The following is a 13,596-nucleotide window of genomic DNA, read 5'->3' on the forward strand; positions in this document are numbered from 1 at the left end:
CTCCTTATGCCGGGAGGGGGATGAATTCATGCTCGTCGGGCACCGGGGCGAAGCGCTGGGCCTGCCAGTCGGCCTTGGCCTGCTCGATCCGATCGGGCGAGGAAGAGACGAAATTCCAGAAGATATGGCGCTTCTCGGGCAGCGGCTCGCCGCCCATCAGCATCAGCCGGGTCGCGCCCCTGGCGCGCAGGATGATCTCCGCGCCGGGCTTGAACACCACCAGTTCGCCGGTCGCGAAGCCACCGGTCTGGCCGATCACCTCGACCTCACCCTGCACCACATAGATGGCGCGTTCGACATGTTCGGCCTTGAGCTGATAGCGGGCGCCGTCCTGCAGCACGATATCGGCATAGACCATGTCGGAGAAGGTCTTCACCGGCGACACCAGCCCGTCGGAACTGCCGGCGATCAGCGTCAGGCGCGTGCCCGCATCCTCGATCGTGGGGATTTCGTCGGCCTTGTGATGGGCGAAACCCGGATCGACTTCCTCCGCCTGCGTCGGCAGCGCAACCCAGGTCTGCAGACCGAACAGCTTGCCGCCCTTGGCGCGATTCTCCCCGCTGGTGCGCTCGCTATGGACGATGCCGCTGCCCGCAGTCATCCAGTTGACCTCGCCGGGGCGGATCGACTGGACCGATCCGACGCTGTCGCGGTGCAGGATTTCACCCTCCAGCAGATAGGTAACGGTGGCGAGGCCAATATGTGGGTGCGGGCGCACGTCCAGCCCCTCGCCGCTGTTGAAGGTCGCCTCGCCCATCTGGTCGAAGAAGATGAAGGGGCCGACCATGCGGCGATGCGCGGACGGCAGCGCGCGGCGGACCGAGAAGCCATCGCCCAGATCGCGGACCGGGGGCAGGATGACCAGATCGACGCCGTCGACCTCTGAAGTGCGGATGGACATGGGACTTATCCTCTTTTCGGAAAATGGGGTCAGGCGCCGAGCAGCGCCAGCGCCTCAATCTGGGCGCGGCTATAGCCCTGCGCGGCCAGGGTCGGGACATGGCGTTCGGCGATCGCGCGGGTGCGGCCGGATTCGCAGAGAAATTCGCGGACATCGTGCAGATGCGGGGCCAGCGTCACCGGCTGGGCCTTTTTCTGTCCCAGGATTGCGTCGAGCGCATGGCCGATCCGCGAGCGGAGCGGGCCGACCGCCGCCGGTTCGCCACAGCCGCAATCGGCAACGGCGCTCAAGATGGCCTTCACGTCCTGCCATTCGGCGGAGCTGAGGCGCGGGGTGGCGATGTTCAGCATGAGAAGGCTCCCTGTTCGTCTGGACCGTTTCCTTGGCTTTCTTCTAGCGCGATGGTGCTTTCAGGATCAGCCGGATAAAATCGGTCACTCTGTTCTATAATCTGGAAAAGAAGGGGCGCATGACCCCCGCCCCTCCCCTTTATCATCAGGCCGCGTCGACCAGCACGATCTCGCTATCCTCGATCGCCGTCACGCGGATGACATCCAGATCCTGGATCGCCACGCCGTCACGGGCATTGGCCCGCACATCGTCGATCTGGATCGCGCCGGTCGCCGGGACCAGATAGGCCTTGCGATCCTTGCCGATCGGATATTCGGCACTCTCGCCGGCCTTCAGCGTCGCGGCGACAACCCGCGCATCGGTGCGGATCGGCAGCGCGTCATTATCATTCCCGTAACCCGACGCCAGCGTCACGAACTGACCGCTGCGCTCGCCCTTGGGGAAGGGACGCGAGCCCCAGCTGGGCGCTTCGCCGTCGCGGGTCGGGATGATCCAGATCTGGAAGATCTGCGTCGTCACATCCTCGCGATTATATTCCGAATGGGTGATGCCGGTGCCGGCCGACATGACCTGCACATCGCCCGCCTCGGTCCGGCCCTTGTTGCCCAGATTGTCCTGATGGGTGATCGCGCCTTCGCGAACATAGGTGATGATTTCCATGTCGCGGTGCGGGTGCGGCGGGAAGCCGGTGCCCGGCGCGATCGTGTCGTCATTCCAGACGCGCAGATTGCCCCAATGGACGCGGGCGGGATCATGATAGCCGGCGAACGAAAAATGATGCTTGGCATCCAGCCAGCCATGATTGGCACCACCCAGGCTGTCGAAAGGACGAAGTTCGATCATCTTGTGTCTCCTGCGGGCGGCGCATCCAACATGGGGCCGCCCTGTCGAAGACCCAATTAGCGCTTGAACGCATTTCCGTTCAGATGGATAAAATCCATCGAAACGTTCCAGGAAATCGAACAGTGAACAATCCCGGCACCCCGACCTTCGACCAGCTGCGCATCTTCCTCACCATCGTCGACACCGGCAGCTTCGCCGCCGCCGGGCGCAAGCTCAATCGTGCCGTCTCGGTCATCAGCTATGGCATCGCCAATCTGGAGGCGCAGCTGGGCGTGCTGCTGTTCGAGCGTGAAGGCACGCGCAAGCCGCAGCTCACCGTCGCCGGCCGCGCCCTGCTGGCGGAGGCGCGCAGCATCGCCCATGGCATGGACGGGCTGCGCGCCAAGGTGAAGGGCCTGCTCGACGGGCTGGAGGCGGAGGTCAATCTGGCGGTCGACGTGATGTTGCCGGCCGAACGGCTGGGCAAGGTGCTGCGCGCTTTCGCGAAGGAATTTCCCACGGTGCAGCTGCGCCTCCATGCCGAGGCGCTGGGCGCGATCGTGGCTATGGTGCTGGACCGGGGCGCGGTGATCGGTATTTCCGGGCCGCTGTCGGCCGGGGTCGAGGGGATTGAGAGCATGGCGGCCGGGCTGGTGCCGATGGTCCCGGTGGCGGCGCCCGACCATCCGCTCGGCCGAATGGAGGCGATCGCGCCGGGCGCCGGGCGCGACTATACCCAGCTGGTGCTGACCGACCGATCACGCTTTACCGAAGGCCGGGATTTCTCGGTCAGCAGCCCCAAGACCTGGCGCCTGGCCGATCTGGGCGCCAAACATGCGCTGCTGCGCGAAGGGATTGGCTGGGGCAATATGCCGCTGCCGATGATCGAGGCGGATCTGGTCGCCGGCACATTGGTGCGGCTCGTCATGCCGGATCACCCCGGCGGCACCTATCGCTTCTCGGGCATCTGGCGCCGCGACACCCCGCCCGGCCCGGCCTCCTCCTGGCTGATCGAACAATTCGTTGCGCTGGGCGCCGACGATCGCGAGGCGGCCGGGATGAGCGACGTCTAGGCGTCCGCCAAAGACCGCGTCATCCCGACGATGCGACGCTTCCCCTTGATGAATCATGTTTTTCTGGCACACCCCAAGGAGATTGCGGCGGGGTCCGACAAGATGGCGACCATGTATCGCCGACCGGGCTCACGCCGACAATGACAGGTGGGGGACAATAGAGTGAGTGCGGGTCGCGCATGAACAAGGTCAAGGAGGCGCCTGCCACGGCCGGCGCGCGCCAATATCGTGCTTTTCTGAGCTACAGCCATGCCGACGAGCGCGCGGCGGGAAAACTGCATCATTGGCTGGAAACCTATCGTATGCCCAGGCGCCTGGTCGGCATACAGACCGGCCGGGCGGCCGTCCCGCGCCGGCTGACCCCGATCTTTCGCGATCGCGCCGAATTGCCGGCCGCTTCCAGCCTCGACGAACAGGTGCGCCTGGCCCTGTCCCAGTCGGACGCCCTGCTGGTGCTATGCTCGCCAGCGGCGAAGGCCTCGCGCTGGGTCAATGCGGAAATCGCGCTGTTCCGCGAACTTCATCCCGACCGGCCGATCATCGCCGCGCTGGTCGCGGATGAACCGGCCGACAGCTTTCCCGCCGCGCTGATCGCGCGCGATGCCGATGGCATAGAGCGTGAACCGATCGCCGCCGATTTCCGCGCCGACAGCGACGGACCCAAACTGGCCCGGTTGAAGATCGTCGCCGGCCTGACCGGCGTACCGCTCGACCAGATCATCCAGCGCGACGCCCAGCGCCAGTTGCGCCGTGTGATAGCCGTCACATTTGTTGCGCTTTTTCTTGTCCTATTGATGGCGGCGATGCTGGTCTTTGTCGCGCGGGCAAGGAGCGAGGCAGAAAGCCAGCGGCAGCAGGCAGAGGGACTGATCGAATTCATGCTGACCGATCTGCGGGAAAAGCTGGAGGGCGTTGGCCGGCTCGACGTGCTGCAGACGGTGAACAAGCGTGCGCTCGCTTATTATGCCGACCAGCCCGACCTGGACACATTGCCGGGCGACTCGCTCGAACGACGCGCCCGCATCCTGCAGGCCATGGGCGAGGATGATTTCAAGCGCGGCGACACGCCAGAGGCCATCGCCCAATTCCGCGAGGCCTATCGCGTCACTTCAACCCTGCTGGCCGCCGCACCGAACGATCCGCAACGCCTGTTTGCCCATGCCCAGAGCGAATTCTGGCTCGGCTATGTCGATTTTATCCGCGATCGGAACGACGCCGCCCTGACACGCTTCCAATCCTATCAGGCGCTGGCCGAAAGGCTGGTGCAGTTGCGACCGGCGAACGACGCCTATTGGCGGGAACTGGGCTATGCGCAGGGCAATATCTGCACCATCGCCCTCGCCAGGAAGAATCCCGACAGAACATTGCAAAGCTGCAAGGGCGCGCTCGACACCATGATGCGGGTCCAGCGCCTGGCGCCCGGCGATCCGGCGATCGCCGCGGACCTCGCCAATCGCCATGCCTGGATGGCGGACGCGCTGCGCCTGCAGGGGGATGACCGGGCGGCACTGGTGCAGCGCGAAAAGCAGGACGCGATCCTGCGGTCGCTGCTCCGGCGCGATCCGAAAAATGCCGGCTATCTGCAGGACTGGATGCTGGCGCGCTATTCCATGTCGAACCTGCTCTATGATCTGGGTGAAACCGATCGCGCCAAGGCACTGCGGGCCGAAGCCCGCGCCGACGTCGCCGACCTGGTGGCGCGCGATCCGGCGAACAAGGACTGGCAGGTCTGGCAGGGCAAGCTGGCCAAACCATTGACGAAGGGGAGCAAATAAGATGTCGACGCTGAATTATACCCAATATGGCCTGGCGCCATTGATCGAGGTCGAACTGGAAGATGGCGTCGCGCCGCTGCAGTTTAACGTCGCTCTGAAGGGCGAGGAGGGCTGGGTTTCGCTGCGCTATGAACAGCCCGGCGTGACCGACCACGACTATATCGCGATCACCGAAAATTCGATCGTGGAAATCAACCTGATCGGCGATCAGCTGTTCTTCTCGAAAAATTACGACGCCATCACGACCGAGGAGCCGCTGTCTTCCTTTTACGGCGGCTTGATCTATGATGATTATCGCGCCGAACAGGACCGCTACAAGACCGTCCGGTTCCAGGCACGCTACAACCAGGGCGGCAAATATGGCACGCGGCACGGCTTCAACATCAATATCGACCTGCTGCAAAATCCCAGTGCCACAGAACCCAAATGGATCCCGCTGTCGATCGACCCCGACATCAAGAATCCGCCGCCCAAGGAAGACTGAGCGCAGCGACGGGGTGGTGGCGACATGATCCTTCCGATCCTTGCGCAGATCCGCAGGGTTGCACGCAGCGGCGACACCGTTCGCGCCTGGACGATGTTCGGCGCGGCGGGCCTGCTGCCGTCACGCGACAGCGATGCGCTGACCCTCAAGGGCCGACTGCTCAAGGATCGGGCGCTGCGCAGCGAGGGCGCCGAACGCGCCGCGCTGCTGGACGAGGCGCGGCAGGCCTATCTCCAGGCGGCCAGCGACTGCCGCGCCACCTATCCGCTCATCAATGCCGCCACCCTCGCCTTTCTGAACGATCGCCCCGCCGACGCGGCCGACCTCGCCCGCCAGGTGCTGGCGCTGCTCGACAGCGGCGATCATGTGCAGGAAACGCGCTACTGGCTGGCGGCGACAGCGGCCGAAGCCCATCTGCTGCTGGGTGACGAGGCCGCAGCCCAGGCCGCCCTGGCACAGGCCATGGCGGCCGCGCCGGACGCCTGGGAAGATCATGCCGCGACCCTGCGGCAATTCCACGAGATATTGACCAGGCAGGGGCGCTCGACCGCGATCCTCGATCCGCTGCGCCCGCCACCCAGCCTCTATTTCAGCGGCATCATCGGCCTGCCGGACAATGAGGAGGAAGCGCGCGGCAAGATCGAGGCGGCGCTCGACCAGATTGCGCCGGGTGCCGCCTTCGGGGCGCTCGCCGCCGGGGCCGATATCCTGATCGCCGAATGCGCCCTTTTCCGGGGCATCCAGTTGCATATCGTCCTGCCGACAAGTCTCGACGTCTTTCGGCAAAGCTCGGTCGGCCGGTTCGGTGACCATTGGCTCGCCCGCTTCGATCGCCTGATCGACATGGCCGACAGCCTGGACGCGCCCGACGCCATCACCAGCCTGTCCAACGCGGCGATCGACAAGGGGTGCGAGATCGCCATGGGACTGGCGCTGCGCCGTGCCGACGCCTTTGCGACACAGGCCATCGCGCTGCATATCGGGCGCGCCTCGGATCAGCCTGCCCCTGCCTATCGGCTGTGGCAGTCACGCACATTGCCCGTGCGCAAGATCATCCTCGAACAATCAATGCCTCCCTCTGGCGATGCGCTGCCCATGGCCATCAACAAGGCTGTGCTGGCATCGACGACGCGCCTCGCGCCAACCATGCGCGAAAGCGCCAATGGCCTGCATTTCCAGGCATTCGACGATATGGCCACCGCCATGCTCCAGGCCAGCCTGATCCTGAGGGACTGGCCCGACCATGGGCTGGCGCTGGAATATCAAACGGTCATGCCGAATGATCCGATCGATGGTGAGGAATGCCTGGCGCTGCTCCTGGCGCCAGCCGCACTGGCCGGCAGCATCTGCATGCCCTGGCCACAGGCCGCCGCCATGTCACTGCAAGGCCCCGGCTATCGGTTCGAGATTGCCGGCGAAGTGATGACCCGCCAGGGCGATTGCCCGGTCGGCCATTATTATCCGCCGTCCAGCTGACGGCACGCGCCTTCAGACGACCATGTCCGCCAGCATGCGCGGCGCATGGATCTGCATCTGACCATCTTCCCGACTGACGATGCCGCGCCGGATCAGCACGGCGATCGCGCGGGACGCGGTCTCGCGGGTCGTGTTCGCGCTCAGCGCCAGGGTGGTGACCTGCGGCGCTGGCACGATATGGTCGCGACCATCGGCCAGCGCGAGCAATTCGCTATAGACCCGCCCGGCCGCGCTATAGGTGGACCGGGTCGCCATTCGATCCAGCGCCCGGTCGAGTTGCCGCGCCAGCAGCCAGGCCATGCCCGCGCCGATCTGCGCATCGCCCGCCACCAGCGCGGCCAGCGATTGTGCCTCCGCGCGCAACAGGCGGCTTTCGACCAGCACCTCTATCTCCGCCCGGTGCGTCGTGGGCGCTGGGTAGGCGCCGAAAAACTCCCCCGGCCCATGACGCGCCAATTGCTGGCGCTGGCCATCGATGCCAAAGGTCTGCACCGCCACGCAGCCGTCGACGATCAGCCAGCAATGGTGCGACGCCTCCCCTTGCCGGGCCAATATCTGTTTCGCGCCGACCTGCTGCGGAACCAGCACGCGGCGCAGCAGCTCTGCCGCCTTCCGATCACATCGGAAAACCGCTGCCAGCACCTCGACCTGTTCCTCGACCTGCAATCCTCCACTCCTCGGTGACGATCGATCGTTCCGTTACCGGCATAGCCTATGCGCTCCGGATGAACAGGAGGGCAGCATGATTCTCGGAAAATATGTGATCTGCATCACGGCCATGCCGAGGAGATTTCCCTAGGGAATCAGCGCGACCCGAAGGAGGCCCCGGTGGGGCAACCTTTTCTTGGCCCGGAGCTTCATATGGCTTCGGGCCTTTTTTTTTCGCAATCTCCATACGGTTCGGCCATCAACCACAAGAGGGCGCGCCGCGCGTGGAAACCACATGCCGGTGCGTGAACCGATCGAGAATATCTGCTGCTGGATGGTCCCTGACAGGGACAGGTTCGCTCTCAGAGCGATGCACCACCTTGCCATGAAGGTGGTGACCCCTACGGGAATCGAACCCGTGTTTCAGCCGTGAAAGGGCGCAAAATCAGCGCGCTTAGTTGAAAAGAACCCCATAAATTCTATATATTTATCAAGACATTGGGTGAAACAATCCATTGATGTCCCACCACGTGCCAGAGCGGATATTTGACGGTTATTTGATGGTTTTATGAGCAAGAATCTCCAGGAAACTCAACTCAGTTCACGAAGTGCGCGCCAGTCTCTACCTGAAGGCACCTACTGGCGCGGTCTCGATGCAAACGTTCATCTTGGCTACCGTCGCGGGAAGCGCGGCGGAAAATGGCTTGTGAGATGGTATCTCTCAGCGGGTAAGTACAAGCAGGCTCCGCTCGGGGTTGCAGACGATACCATTGCTGCCGGCAACCTCGATTTTCAGGCTGCCAGCAAGGCGGCTCGAGAGCTGGTATCTGAATATCGTAACAGGCCATCGCAAGATACCCTCGTGGAGGTGGTCACTGTCGGACAAGCGGTTCACGAGTATATTGAAGAGCGGAATGAACGCGACAGCCTGCGCAAGGGACTCCCCACCAAAAGTGATGCTCACTACAAACTTACAAGTCATGTCCTCAACTGTAAGGATTTGTGCGAATTGCCTCTTGGCAAGGTGACGGCCGCCGCCCTCGTAAAATGGAAAAAGGGGCTTGCTGCAAGCTTAAAGTCGACCGCTCGAGCCCGGATTGTTAATGATTTCAAGGCCGCGCTGAATCGCGCGATCCGTTTACATGAAGCCCCTGAATCTCGTGCCAGTCTCATTGTGAAAAATGGGCTCGCCGCGAATGCAGACCCGGCTCCTCGCAATACCGATCAACGCGAAAATCAAATTCTTTCCGACGATGATATCCGCAAGCTAATTTCGACGGCAAAGGAGGACAGCGAAGGACGTGATTTTTACTTCCTAGTGCTGCTTCTCGCCGCCACCGGCGCACGTTTCAGTCAATTGACTCGGATCCTTGTACGCGATGTACAACTCGATAAAGCCCGTGTGCTGGTGCCAGTGTCCCACAAAGGCTCTACTACCAAGTCGGTGGAATTTACGGCTGTGCCATTAGGAAATGACATTCTCGATGCACTCCGTCCCATCATCGAAGGTCGCCCTTCAACTGCGACGCTACTTGAACGGTGGCGATTAAGGCAGGTGAGCCAGTTCGCTTGGGAGCGCGTAGATCGTGGCCCGTGGAAAACTCCGTCGGAAATGCTCCGAAACTGGAATGCAATAGTGAAGAGATGCGGCATTGAAAGATGTGTGCCTTATGCGCTTCGGCATTCATCGATTGTGCGCGGTCTTGTAGCCGGACAACCTATCCGTATGGTCGCCGCCGCACATGACACAAGCGTGGCGATGATCGAGAAGCATTATGCCCGATATATCATCGACGCCCATGAGGAACTGAGAGCAAAATCAGTCATCAGATTAGCTTGAATGGCCATTTCTGGCCGGTAGGCGACCGTCCGGTTCCGAGTTGGGTTTCTGAGATAGCTGACGCTCACTCGGTGTCGGCTGCCGACCAGAGCACGAACCCGCTCCGCGGGAGGGTCGCTTGGGGTGACGTAGCGTAGTATTTGTGAGGCTTTCGGCGGGGCGGCGTCGCCCGCCGACGGTGGAGTTCCTTCAACGGAGAGGAACTTACCATGGATACTATCACGACCGCTGCCCCGACCCATTCGCTGCGTGAGCGTATGTTGCAGGACATGACGATGCGTGGCTTCGGGGCGCACACGCAGAAGGACTATATCCGGCATGTCCGAAGCTTCGCCGCGTTCCTGGGCCGTCCGCCGGATACGGCCACAATGGAAGACCTGCGGCGTTATCAGGTCGACCAGCACGAGCGCGCCGTGGGGCTGGCCACGATCAATGGAGCCGTGTCGGCACTGCGGTTCCTGTTCGGGATCACCCTGAAGCGCCCGGAGATGGCGCTGGGGCTCGTCGTTGTTCGCTACATGCCCAAGCTGCGTGTGATCTTGAGCATCGAGGAGACAGCGCGGCTGCTCGAGGCTGCGCCAGGCATCAAGTACAAGGCGGCCCTCAGTGTGGCATATGGCGCCGGCCTGCGGGTTTCGGAGGTTGCCCACCTCAAGGTCGATGACATCGACAGCACCCGGATGATGATCCGCGTCGAGCAGGGCAAGGGACGCAAGGACCGCAACGCCATGCTCTCACCGCACCTGCTGGACTTGCTCCGTCAATGGTGGCGCGAAGGCAAGCGGCGCGGAGTGATGCTACCTCATGGCTGGTTGTTCCCCGGCCGCAGCGGCACGGATCCGGTCTCGGCTCGCCAGTTGCACCGCGTCGTGCAGGAAGCGGCCGAGCGCGCCGAGATCCACAAGCGGGTAAGCCCGCATACACTGCGCCACTCGTTTGCCACTCACCTGCTCGAGCAAGGCGTCGATATCCGGGTCATCCAGGTGCTGCTGGGACACGTGAACATCAACACGACCGGCATCTATACCCAGGTCTCGAGCAAGACGATGCGGGCGGTGGCCAGCCCGCTCGACCAGATCATGGCCGTGATGGAAGGCAGGGCACCTCCCGGTTGAGCCGGTGCGCACCTCACTCGAGGTCGCCGATATCTTCCGGAGCAGCGGGCCGGCCTATCGCGCGGCCCATGCCGGGCATCTCAGCCTCGGCCAGCTCAAGGTCATGGCGGCCATCGAGAACTGCCGCACCGCCGCGCTGGGCGGTCACGTCGAGGCCTGCGAAGACTGCGGGCACTGGGCGCCTTGTTCCGCCGTCTGTTCCTCACTCGCCTGTTGGCATTGTTCGATGCCGGCAAGCTGGTCTTCTTCAGCACCTTGGCTGGCCTCGCGACACGCAAGGCCTTCCTGCGGCATCTCTCACCGATCCGGAAGAAGCGCTGGGTGGTCTATGCCAAGCCGCCCTTCGCCGGGCCGCAGGCGGTGCTGGCCTATCTCTCGCGCTACACGCACCGGGTTGCCATCTCGAACCGGCGGCTCCTCGGCTTCGACGAGACCGGCGTGACGTTCCGCTACAAAGACTATCGCCGCCCTGCTGCTGAACGCCAGCAGGTCATGACGCTGGCGACCGACGAGTTCGTCCGCCGCTTCCTGATCCACGTTCTGCCGCGCGGCTTCCACCGCATCCGGCATTACGGCCTGCTCGCCAGTTCGACCCACAAGGACACCATGGCGCTGGCCCGCAAACTGCTGGGCGTTGCTGTACCGGTCGAGGAGCCCGAACCCGACGAACCTCCCGACCATCGCCCGCCATGCCCATGTTGCGGCGGGCCCATGACCATCATCGAGGCCTTCGCCCGCTGGTGCCAGCCCCGCGCACCGCCATCATCGGCATCGCCAATCCGGGGGAATGCGCCATGATCCGGCATGGCTCAGGCTGCACGACGGTCACGCCCATGGCGTCCTGGCCGATGACCCAGTGCATGCCCATTCCGGAAGCGAGCCCAGCGCAGGGCACACCGACCAGCAAAACCACCACCGTCCGCACTCTGACGCCGCACAAAGTCACGTTGATCCGGCCAGAACCGACACTTCCGGATCAGCCTCGCTTACCCGTCCGAACCACCCCAAAGCCGCTTTACCCATAGACCAGCGCGTGGGGCCCGCGGGTTCCTGCACTGGAGGCTTTCGTACGCAAGCGCCCGAAACCCTTCACAGAAATTGCCTTTTATGAGCGGGAACGCGAACGGCCGGGTTCCCCAAAAGCGGCCAACGCTTAAAAATGGGCAGATTGTCTCACCATCAATGGCACATGACAGAAGCGCGTCTCGTAGCTAAGAGCGCAATCGGTGCATCGACTTCGCAATCTTGTCCTTGCCAATCGGCCCCTTGCCTGCGCGGTGCTTGTACTCGCGCTGATGATGAAGATCGTCATGCCGGCGGGGTTCATGCCAACCGTTTCGAACGGGCGGATCGTGGTCAGCATTTGCTCGGGTACCGGGCCGATGACGATGGTCATTACGATCCCCGGCCTTGAACATGGGAAATCCGGTAGCGACGGTCATCAGGGCAAGGCAGAACAGCCTTGCGCCTTCTCAGGCTTGTCGGCGCCGTCCCTCGCTGCTGCGGACCCAATTCTGTTGGCGGCTGCGATTCTGTTCGTGCTGGCGCTCGGCACGCGCCCTCTGGTGCTGCGAGCTTCGACAGCGCCACCCTATCTGCGTCCACCCCTGAGGGGGCTTCCGGCAATCTGATCGTTCGTCGTCGCATGAGGGGCTGAGGGGACGGGTGCGTGTATCGCGTCCGCCTCCTTCGCTGTCATGCACCTGCGTCCGATTTGGCTTGGCTCAATGCGCGCTCTTGCGGCTGCCAGGCCTGCCGAGGATTACCATCATGATAATCGCTGCCTGGTTTTGCCGGGTTCGCCACTTCGCATGACTGCGCGAAGTCGCATCCTCCTGCGCCAGTTCCATTTGTGGCTGGGCGATCGTCAAGCGGACCCGTCCCTGGTATGAAGCGGGAGCGGCGGCATGACGCAGGTATATTTCTCGGAGGCTCGCCACGCCGATGATGTCCTGCGGCTCGCGCTCGGCGCCGCGCAGCTCCCGACCGACGATCTCGGCGGTCCCGACCAGATGTTCTTCAGCCTGTCCGACGATGAAGAGCTGATCGGGTTCATCGGCCTGGAAGGTAGCGGCACCGACCGGCTGCTCCGCTCGCTGGTCGTGCTGCCGACCCGGCGCGGCAAAGGATATGGCCGGATGCTGGTCGAACGCCTTGAAGGCGTTGCTGATGGCGCGGTCGAGCGGCTGCACCTCCTGACCAGCGGCACCGGGGAGTTCTTTCGCAGGCTTGGTTACACCGATGCCGATCGCGACGCCGCGCCGGCCTTCATCGCAGCGACCGCGCAGTTCACGTCGCTGTGCGGTCCGCGCGCGACCTATCTCGTCAAGGATCTTGGATGACGCGCCTTCGTGACGTACCCGACGCCGACCATCTGCCAGCACTCGATCGCGGCATCGCGATCACCCGGCCCGCCGCCGGCATGGGCGACGATCAGCCGCCGCCTCGCATCCTGCTGCTGTACGGGTCGCTGCGCGAACGCTCGTTCAGCCGGCTCGCGGCTGAGGAAGCGGCACGACTGCTGATCCTCTTCGGCGCGGAGGTGCGGATATTCGATCCCAGCGACCTGCCGCTCCCAGATCAGGTGAAGGGTGACGATCATCCGGCGGTCCATGAGCTGCGCCAGCACGCGCTCTGGTCCGAAGGCATGGTTTGGTGCAGCCCCGAGCGGCACGGCCAGATCACCGGCATCATGAAGGCGCAGATCGACCATCCGCCGCTGGAGTTCGGCGGCATGCGGCCGACCCAGGGTCGCACGCTCGCGGTCATGCAGGTGTCGGGCGGCTCGCAGTCGTTCAACGCGGTCAACACGCTGCGCCTGCTTGGCCGCTGGATGCGCATGATCACGATCCCCAACCAGTCGAGCGTGGCGATGGCGTTCAAGGAATTCGACGAGGCCGGCCGCATGAAGCCGTCGAGCTATTATGACCGCATCGTCGACGTGATGGAGGAACTGGTGCGGTTCACGATCCTGACCCGCCCGCACGCCGGCCAGCTCGTCAACCGCTATTCCGAACGGAAGGCTGTACAGGCAAAGCATGAAGCTGCCACCGATCTTGCGGTCCAAGCCGTTCTGTAGGCCAGCACTTCAATCATCGACTAATCGGAAAG

At 63.4% G+C, this 13,596-nt stretch carries 14 protein-coding genes and 1 pseudogene; 10 read left to right on the top strand and 5 right to left on the bottom strand.

Annotated elements, in window-relative coordinates; translation table 11 throughout:
• Positions 1–4 precede the first annotated feature (4 nt).
• The 3 genes from HH800_RS18310 to HH800_RS18320 all read right to left on the bottom strand — a co-directional run bounded on the left by HH800_RS18310 (position 5) and on the right by HH800_RS18320 (position 2,095).
• Positions 5–901, bottom strand: coding sequence for a pirin family protein (locus HH800_RS18310; protein ID WP_169861957.1), 897 nt, complete (start codon positions 899–901; stop codon positions 5–7).
• 29 nt (positions 902–930) lie between these two features.
• Positions 931–1,251 (bottom strand): hypothetical protein, encoded by a 321-nt coding sequence (locus HH800_RS18315; protein WP_169861958.1) that lies wholly within the window; start codon positions 1,249–1,251, stop codon positions 931–933.
• 145 nt (positions 1,252–1,396) lie between these two features.
• Complete coding sequence (locus HH800_RS18320) at positions 1,397–2,095, bottom strand: pirin family protein (RefSeq protein WP_004208647.1); 699 nt, start codon at positions 2,093–2,095, stop codon at positions 1,397–1,399.
• Positions 2,096–2,217: 122 nt separating this feature from the next.
• Between HH800_RS18320 and HH800_RS18325 the strand changes: the two genes are divergently transcribed.
• The 4 genes from HH800_RS18325 (at position 2,218) to HH800_RS18340 (ending at position 6,882) form a co-directional block, all read left to right on the top strand.
• Positions 2,218–3,147, top strand: coding sequence for a LysR family transcriptional regulator (locus HH800_RS18325; RefSeq protein WP_169861959.1), 930 nt, complete (start codon positions 2,218–2,220; stop codon positions 3,145–3,147).
• 179 nt (positions 3,148–3,326) lie between these two features.
• Positions 3,327–4,922 (top strand): toll/interleukin-1 receptor domain-containing protein, encoded by a 1,596-nt coding sequence (locus tag HH800_RS18330; RefSeq protein WP_169861960.1) that lies wholly within the window; start codon positions 3,327–3,329, stop codon positions 4,920–4,922.
• Between the two features lies 1 nt (position 4,923).
• Positions 4,924–5,406, top strand: a complete 483-nt coding sequence (locus HH800_RS18335; protein ID WP_069336112.1) for a nucleotide synthetase — start codon at positions 4,924–4,926, stop codon at positions 5,404–5,406.
• 24 nt (positions 5,407–5,430) lie between these two features.
• A complete protein-coding gene (locus HH800_RS18340; RefSeq protein WP_169861961.1) occupies positions 5,431–6,882 on the top strand; it encodes a TRAFs-binding domain-containing protein in 1,452 nt (483 codons plus the stop codon).
• 12 nt (positions 6,883–6,894) lie between these two features.
• Here the strand turns inward: HH800_RS18340 and HH800_RS18345 are convergent, their stop codons facing one another.
• A complete protein-coding gene (locus HH800_RS18345; protein WP_004208652.1) occupies positions 6,895–7,548 on the bottom strand; it encodes a Crp/Fnr family transcriptional regulator in 654 nt (217 codons plus the stop codon).
• 550 nt (positions 7,549–8,098) lie between these two features.
• Between HH800_RS18345 and HH800_RS18350 the strand changes: the two genes are divergently transcribed.
• From HH800_RS18350 to HH800_RS18365, 4 genes and pseudogenes are all read left to right on the top strand, one after another.
• Positions 8,099–9,370: a tyrosine-type recombinase/integrase gene (locus HH800_RS18350; protein ID WP_037513984.1), complete on the top strand. Its 1,272-nt coding sequence runs from the start codon at positions 8,099–8,101 to the stop codon at positions 9,368–9,370.
• 209 nt (positions 9,371–9,579) lie between these two features.
• The gene (locus tag HH800_RS18355; protein WP_026109561.1) at positions 9,580–10,485 is read left to right on the top strand and encodes a tyrosine-type recombinase/integrase; all 906 of its coding nucleotides are present in this window, start codon (positions 9,580–9,582) and stop codon (positions 10,483–10,485) included.
• Between the two features lie 4 nt (positions 10,486–10,489).
• Positions 10,490–11,283 (top strand): annotated as a pseudogene (locus HH800_RS18360) (IS91 family transposase).
• A 497-nt stretch (positions 11,284–11,780) separates the two neighbouring features.
• A complete protein-coding gene (locus HH800_RS18365) occupies positions 11,781–12,116 on the top strand; it encodes a hypothetical protein (RefSeq protein ID WP_230588556.1) in 336 nt (111 codons plus the stop codon).
• A 93-nt stretch (positions 12,117–12,209) separates the two neighbouring features.
• On the opposite strand, the gene HH800_RS18370 is transcribed toward HH800_RS18365, so the two are convergent.
• Positions 12,210–12,356, bottom strand: a complete 147-nt coding sequence (locus HH800_RS18370; RefSeq protein ID WP_155276474.1) for a hypothetical protein — start codon at positions 12,354–12,356, stop codon at positions 12,210–12,212.
• Positions 12,357–12,392: 36 nt separating this feature from the next.
• On the opposite strand from HH800_RS18370, the gene HH800_RS18375 reads away from it, so the two are divergent.
• Complete coding sequence (locus tag HH800_RS18375; protein WP_010338401.1) at positions 12,393–12,827, top strand: GNAT family N-acetyltransferase; 435 nt, start codon at positions 12,393–12,395, stop codon at positions 12,825–12,827.
• A complete protein-coding gene (arsH, locus tag HH800_RS18380) occupies positions 12,824–13,564 on the top strand; it encodes an arsenical resistance protein ArsH (RefSeq protein WP_036530299.1) in 741 nt (246 codons plus the stop codon). The genes HH800_RS18375 and arsH overlap by 4 nt, the downstream gene beginning before the upstream one ends.
• Positions 13,565–13,596 lie beyond the last annotated feature (32 nt).

Source organism: Sphingobium yanoikuyae (assembly GCF_013001025.1).
In the GTDB taxonomy this organism is placed as follows: domain Bacteria; phylum Pseudomonadota; class Alphaproteobacteria; order Sphingomonadales; family Sphingomonadaceae; genus Sphingobium; species Sphingobium yanoikuyae_A.

What these genes read in the sequence shown, in the direction of transcription:
- HH800_RS18310 (WP_169861957.1), bottom strand. Translation starts at nt 901, where the DNA reads ATGTCCATCCGCACTTCAGAGGTCGACGGCGTCGATCTGGTCATCCTG.
- HH800_RS18315 (WP_169861958.1), bottom strand. Translation starts at nt 1,251, where the DNA reads ATGCTGAACATCGCCACCCCGCGCCTCAGCTCCGCCGAATGGCAGGAC.
- HH800_RS18320 (WP_004208647.1), bottom strand. Translation starts at nt 2,095, where the DNA reads ATGATCGAACTTCGTCCTTTCGACAGCCTGGGTGGTGCCAATCATGGC.
- HH800_RS18330 (WP_169861960.1), top strand. Translation starts at nt 3,327, where the DNA reads ATGAACAAGGTCAAGGAGGCGCCTGCCACGGCCGGCGCGCGCCAATAT.
- HH800_RS18335 (WP_069336112.1), top strand. Translation starts at nt 4,924, where the DNA reads ATGTCGACGCTGAATTATACCCAATATGGCCTGGCGCCATTGATCGAG.
- HH800_RS18340 (WP_169861961.1), top strand. Translation starts at nt 5,431, where the DNA reads ATGATCCTTCCGATCCTTGCGCAGATCCGCAGGGTTGCACGCAGCGGC.
- HH800_RS18350 (WP_037513984.1), top strand. Translation starts at nt 8,099, where the DNA reads ATGAGCAAGAATCTCCAGGAAACTCAACTCAGTTCACGAAGTGCGCGC.
- HH800_RS18355 (WP_026109561.1), top strand. Translation starts at nt 9,580, where the DNA reads ATGGATACTATCACGACCGCTGCCCCGACCCATTCGCTGCGTGAGCGT.
- HH800_RS18365 (WP_230588556.1), top strand. Translation starts at nt 11,781, where the DNA reads ATGATGAAGATCGTCATGCCGGCGGGGTTCATGCCAACCGTTTCGAAC.
- HH800_RS18375 (WP_010338401.1), top strand. Translation starts at nt 12,393, where the DNA reads ATGACGCAGGTATATTTCTCGGAGGCTCGCCACGCCGATGATGTCCTG.
- arsH (WP_036530299.1), top strand. Translation starts at nt 12,824, where the DNA reads ATGACGCGCCTTCGTGACGTACCCGACGCCGACCATCTGCCAGCACTC.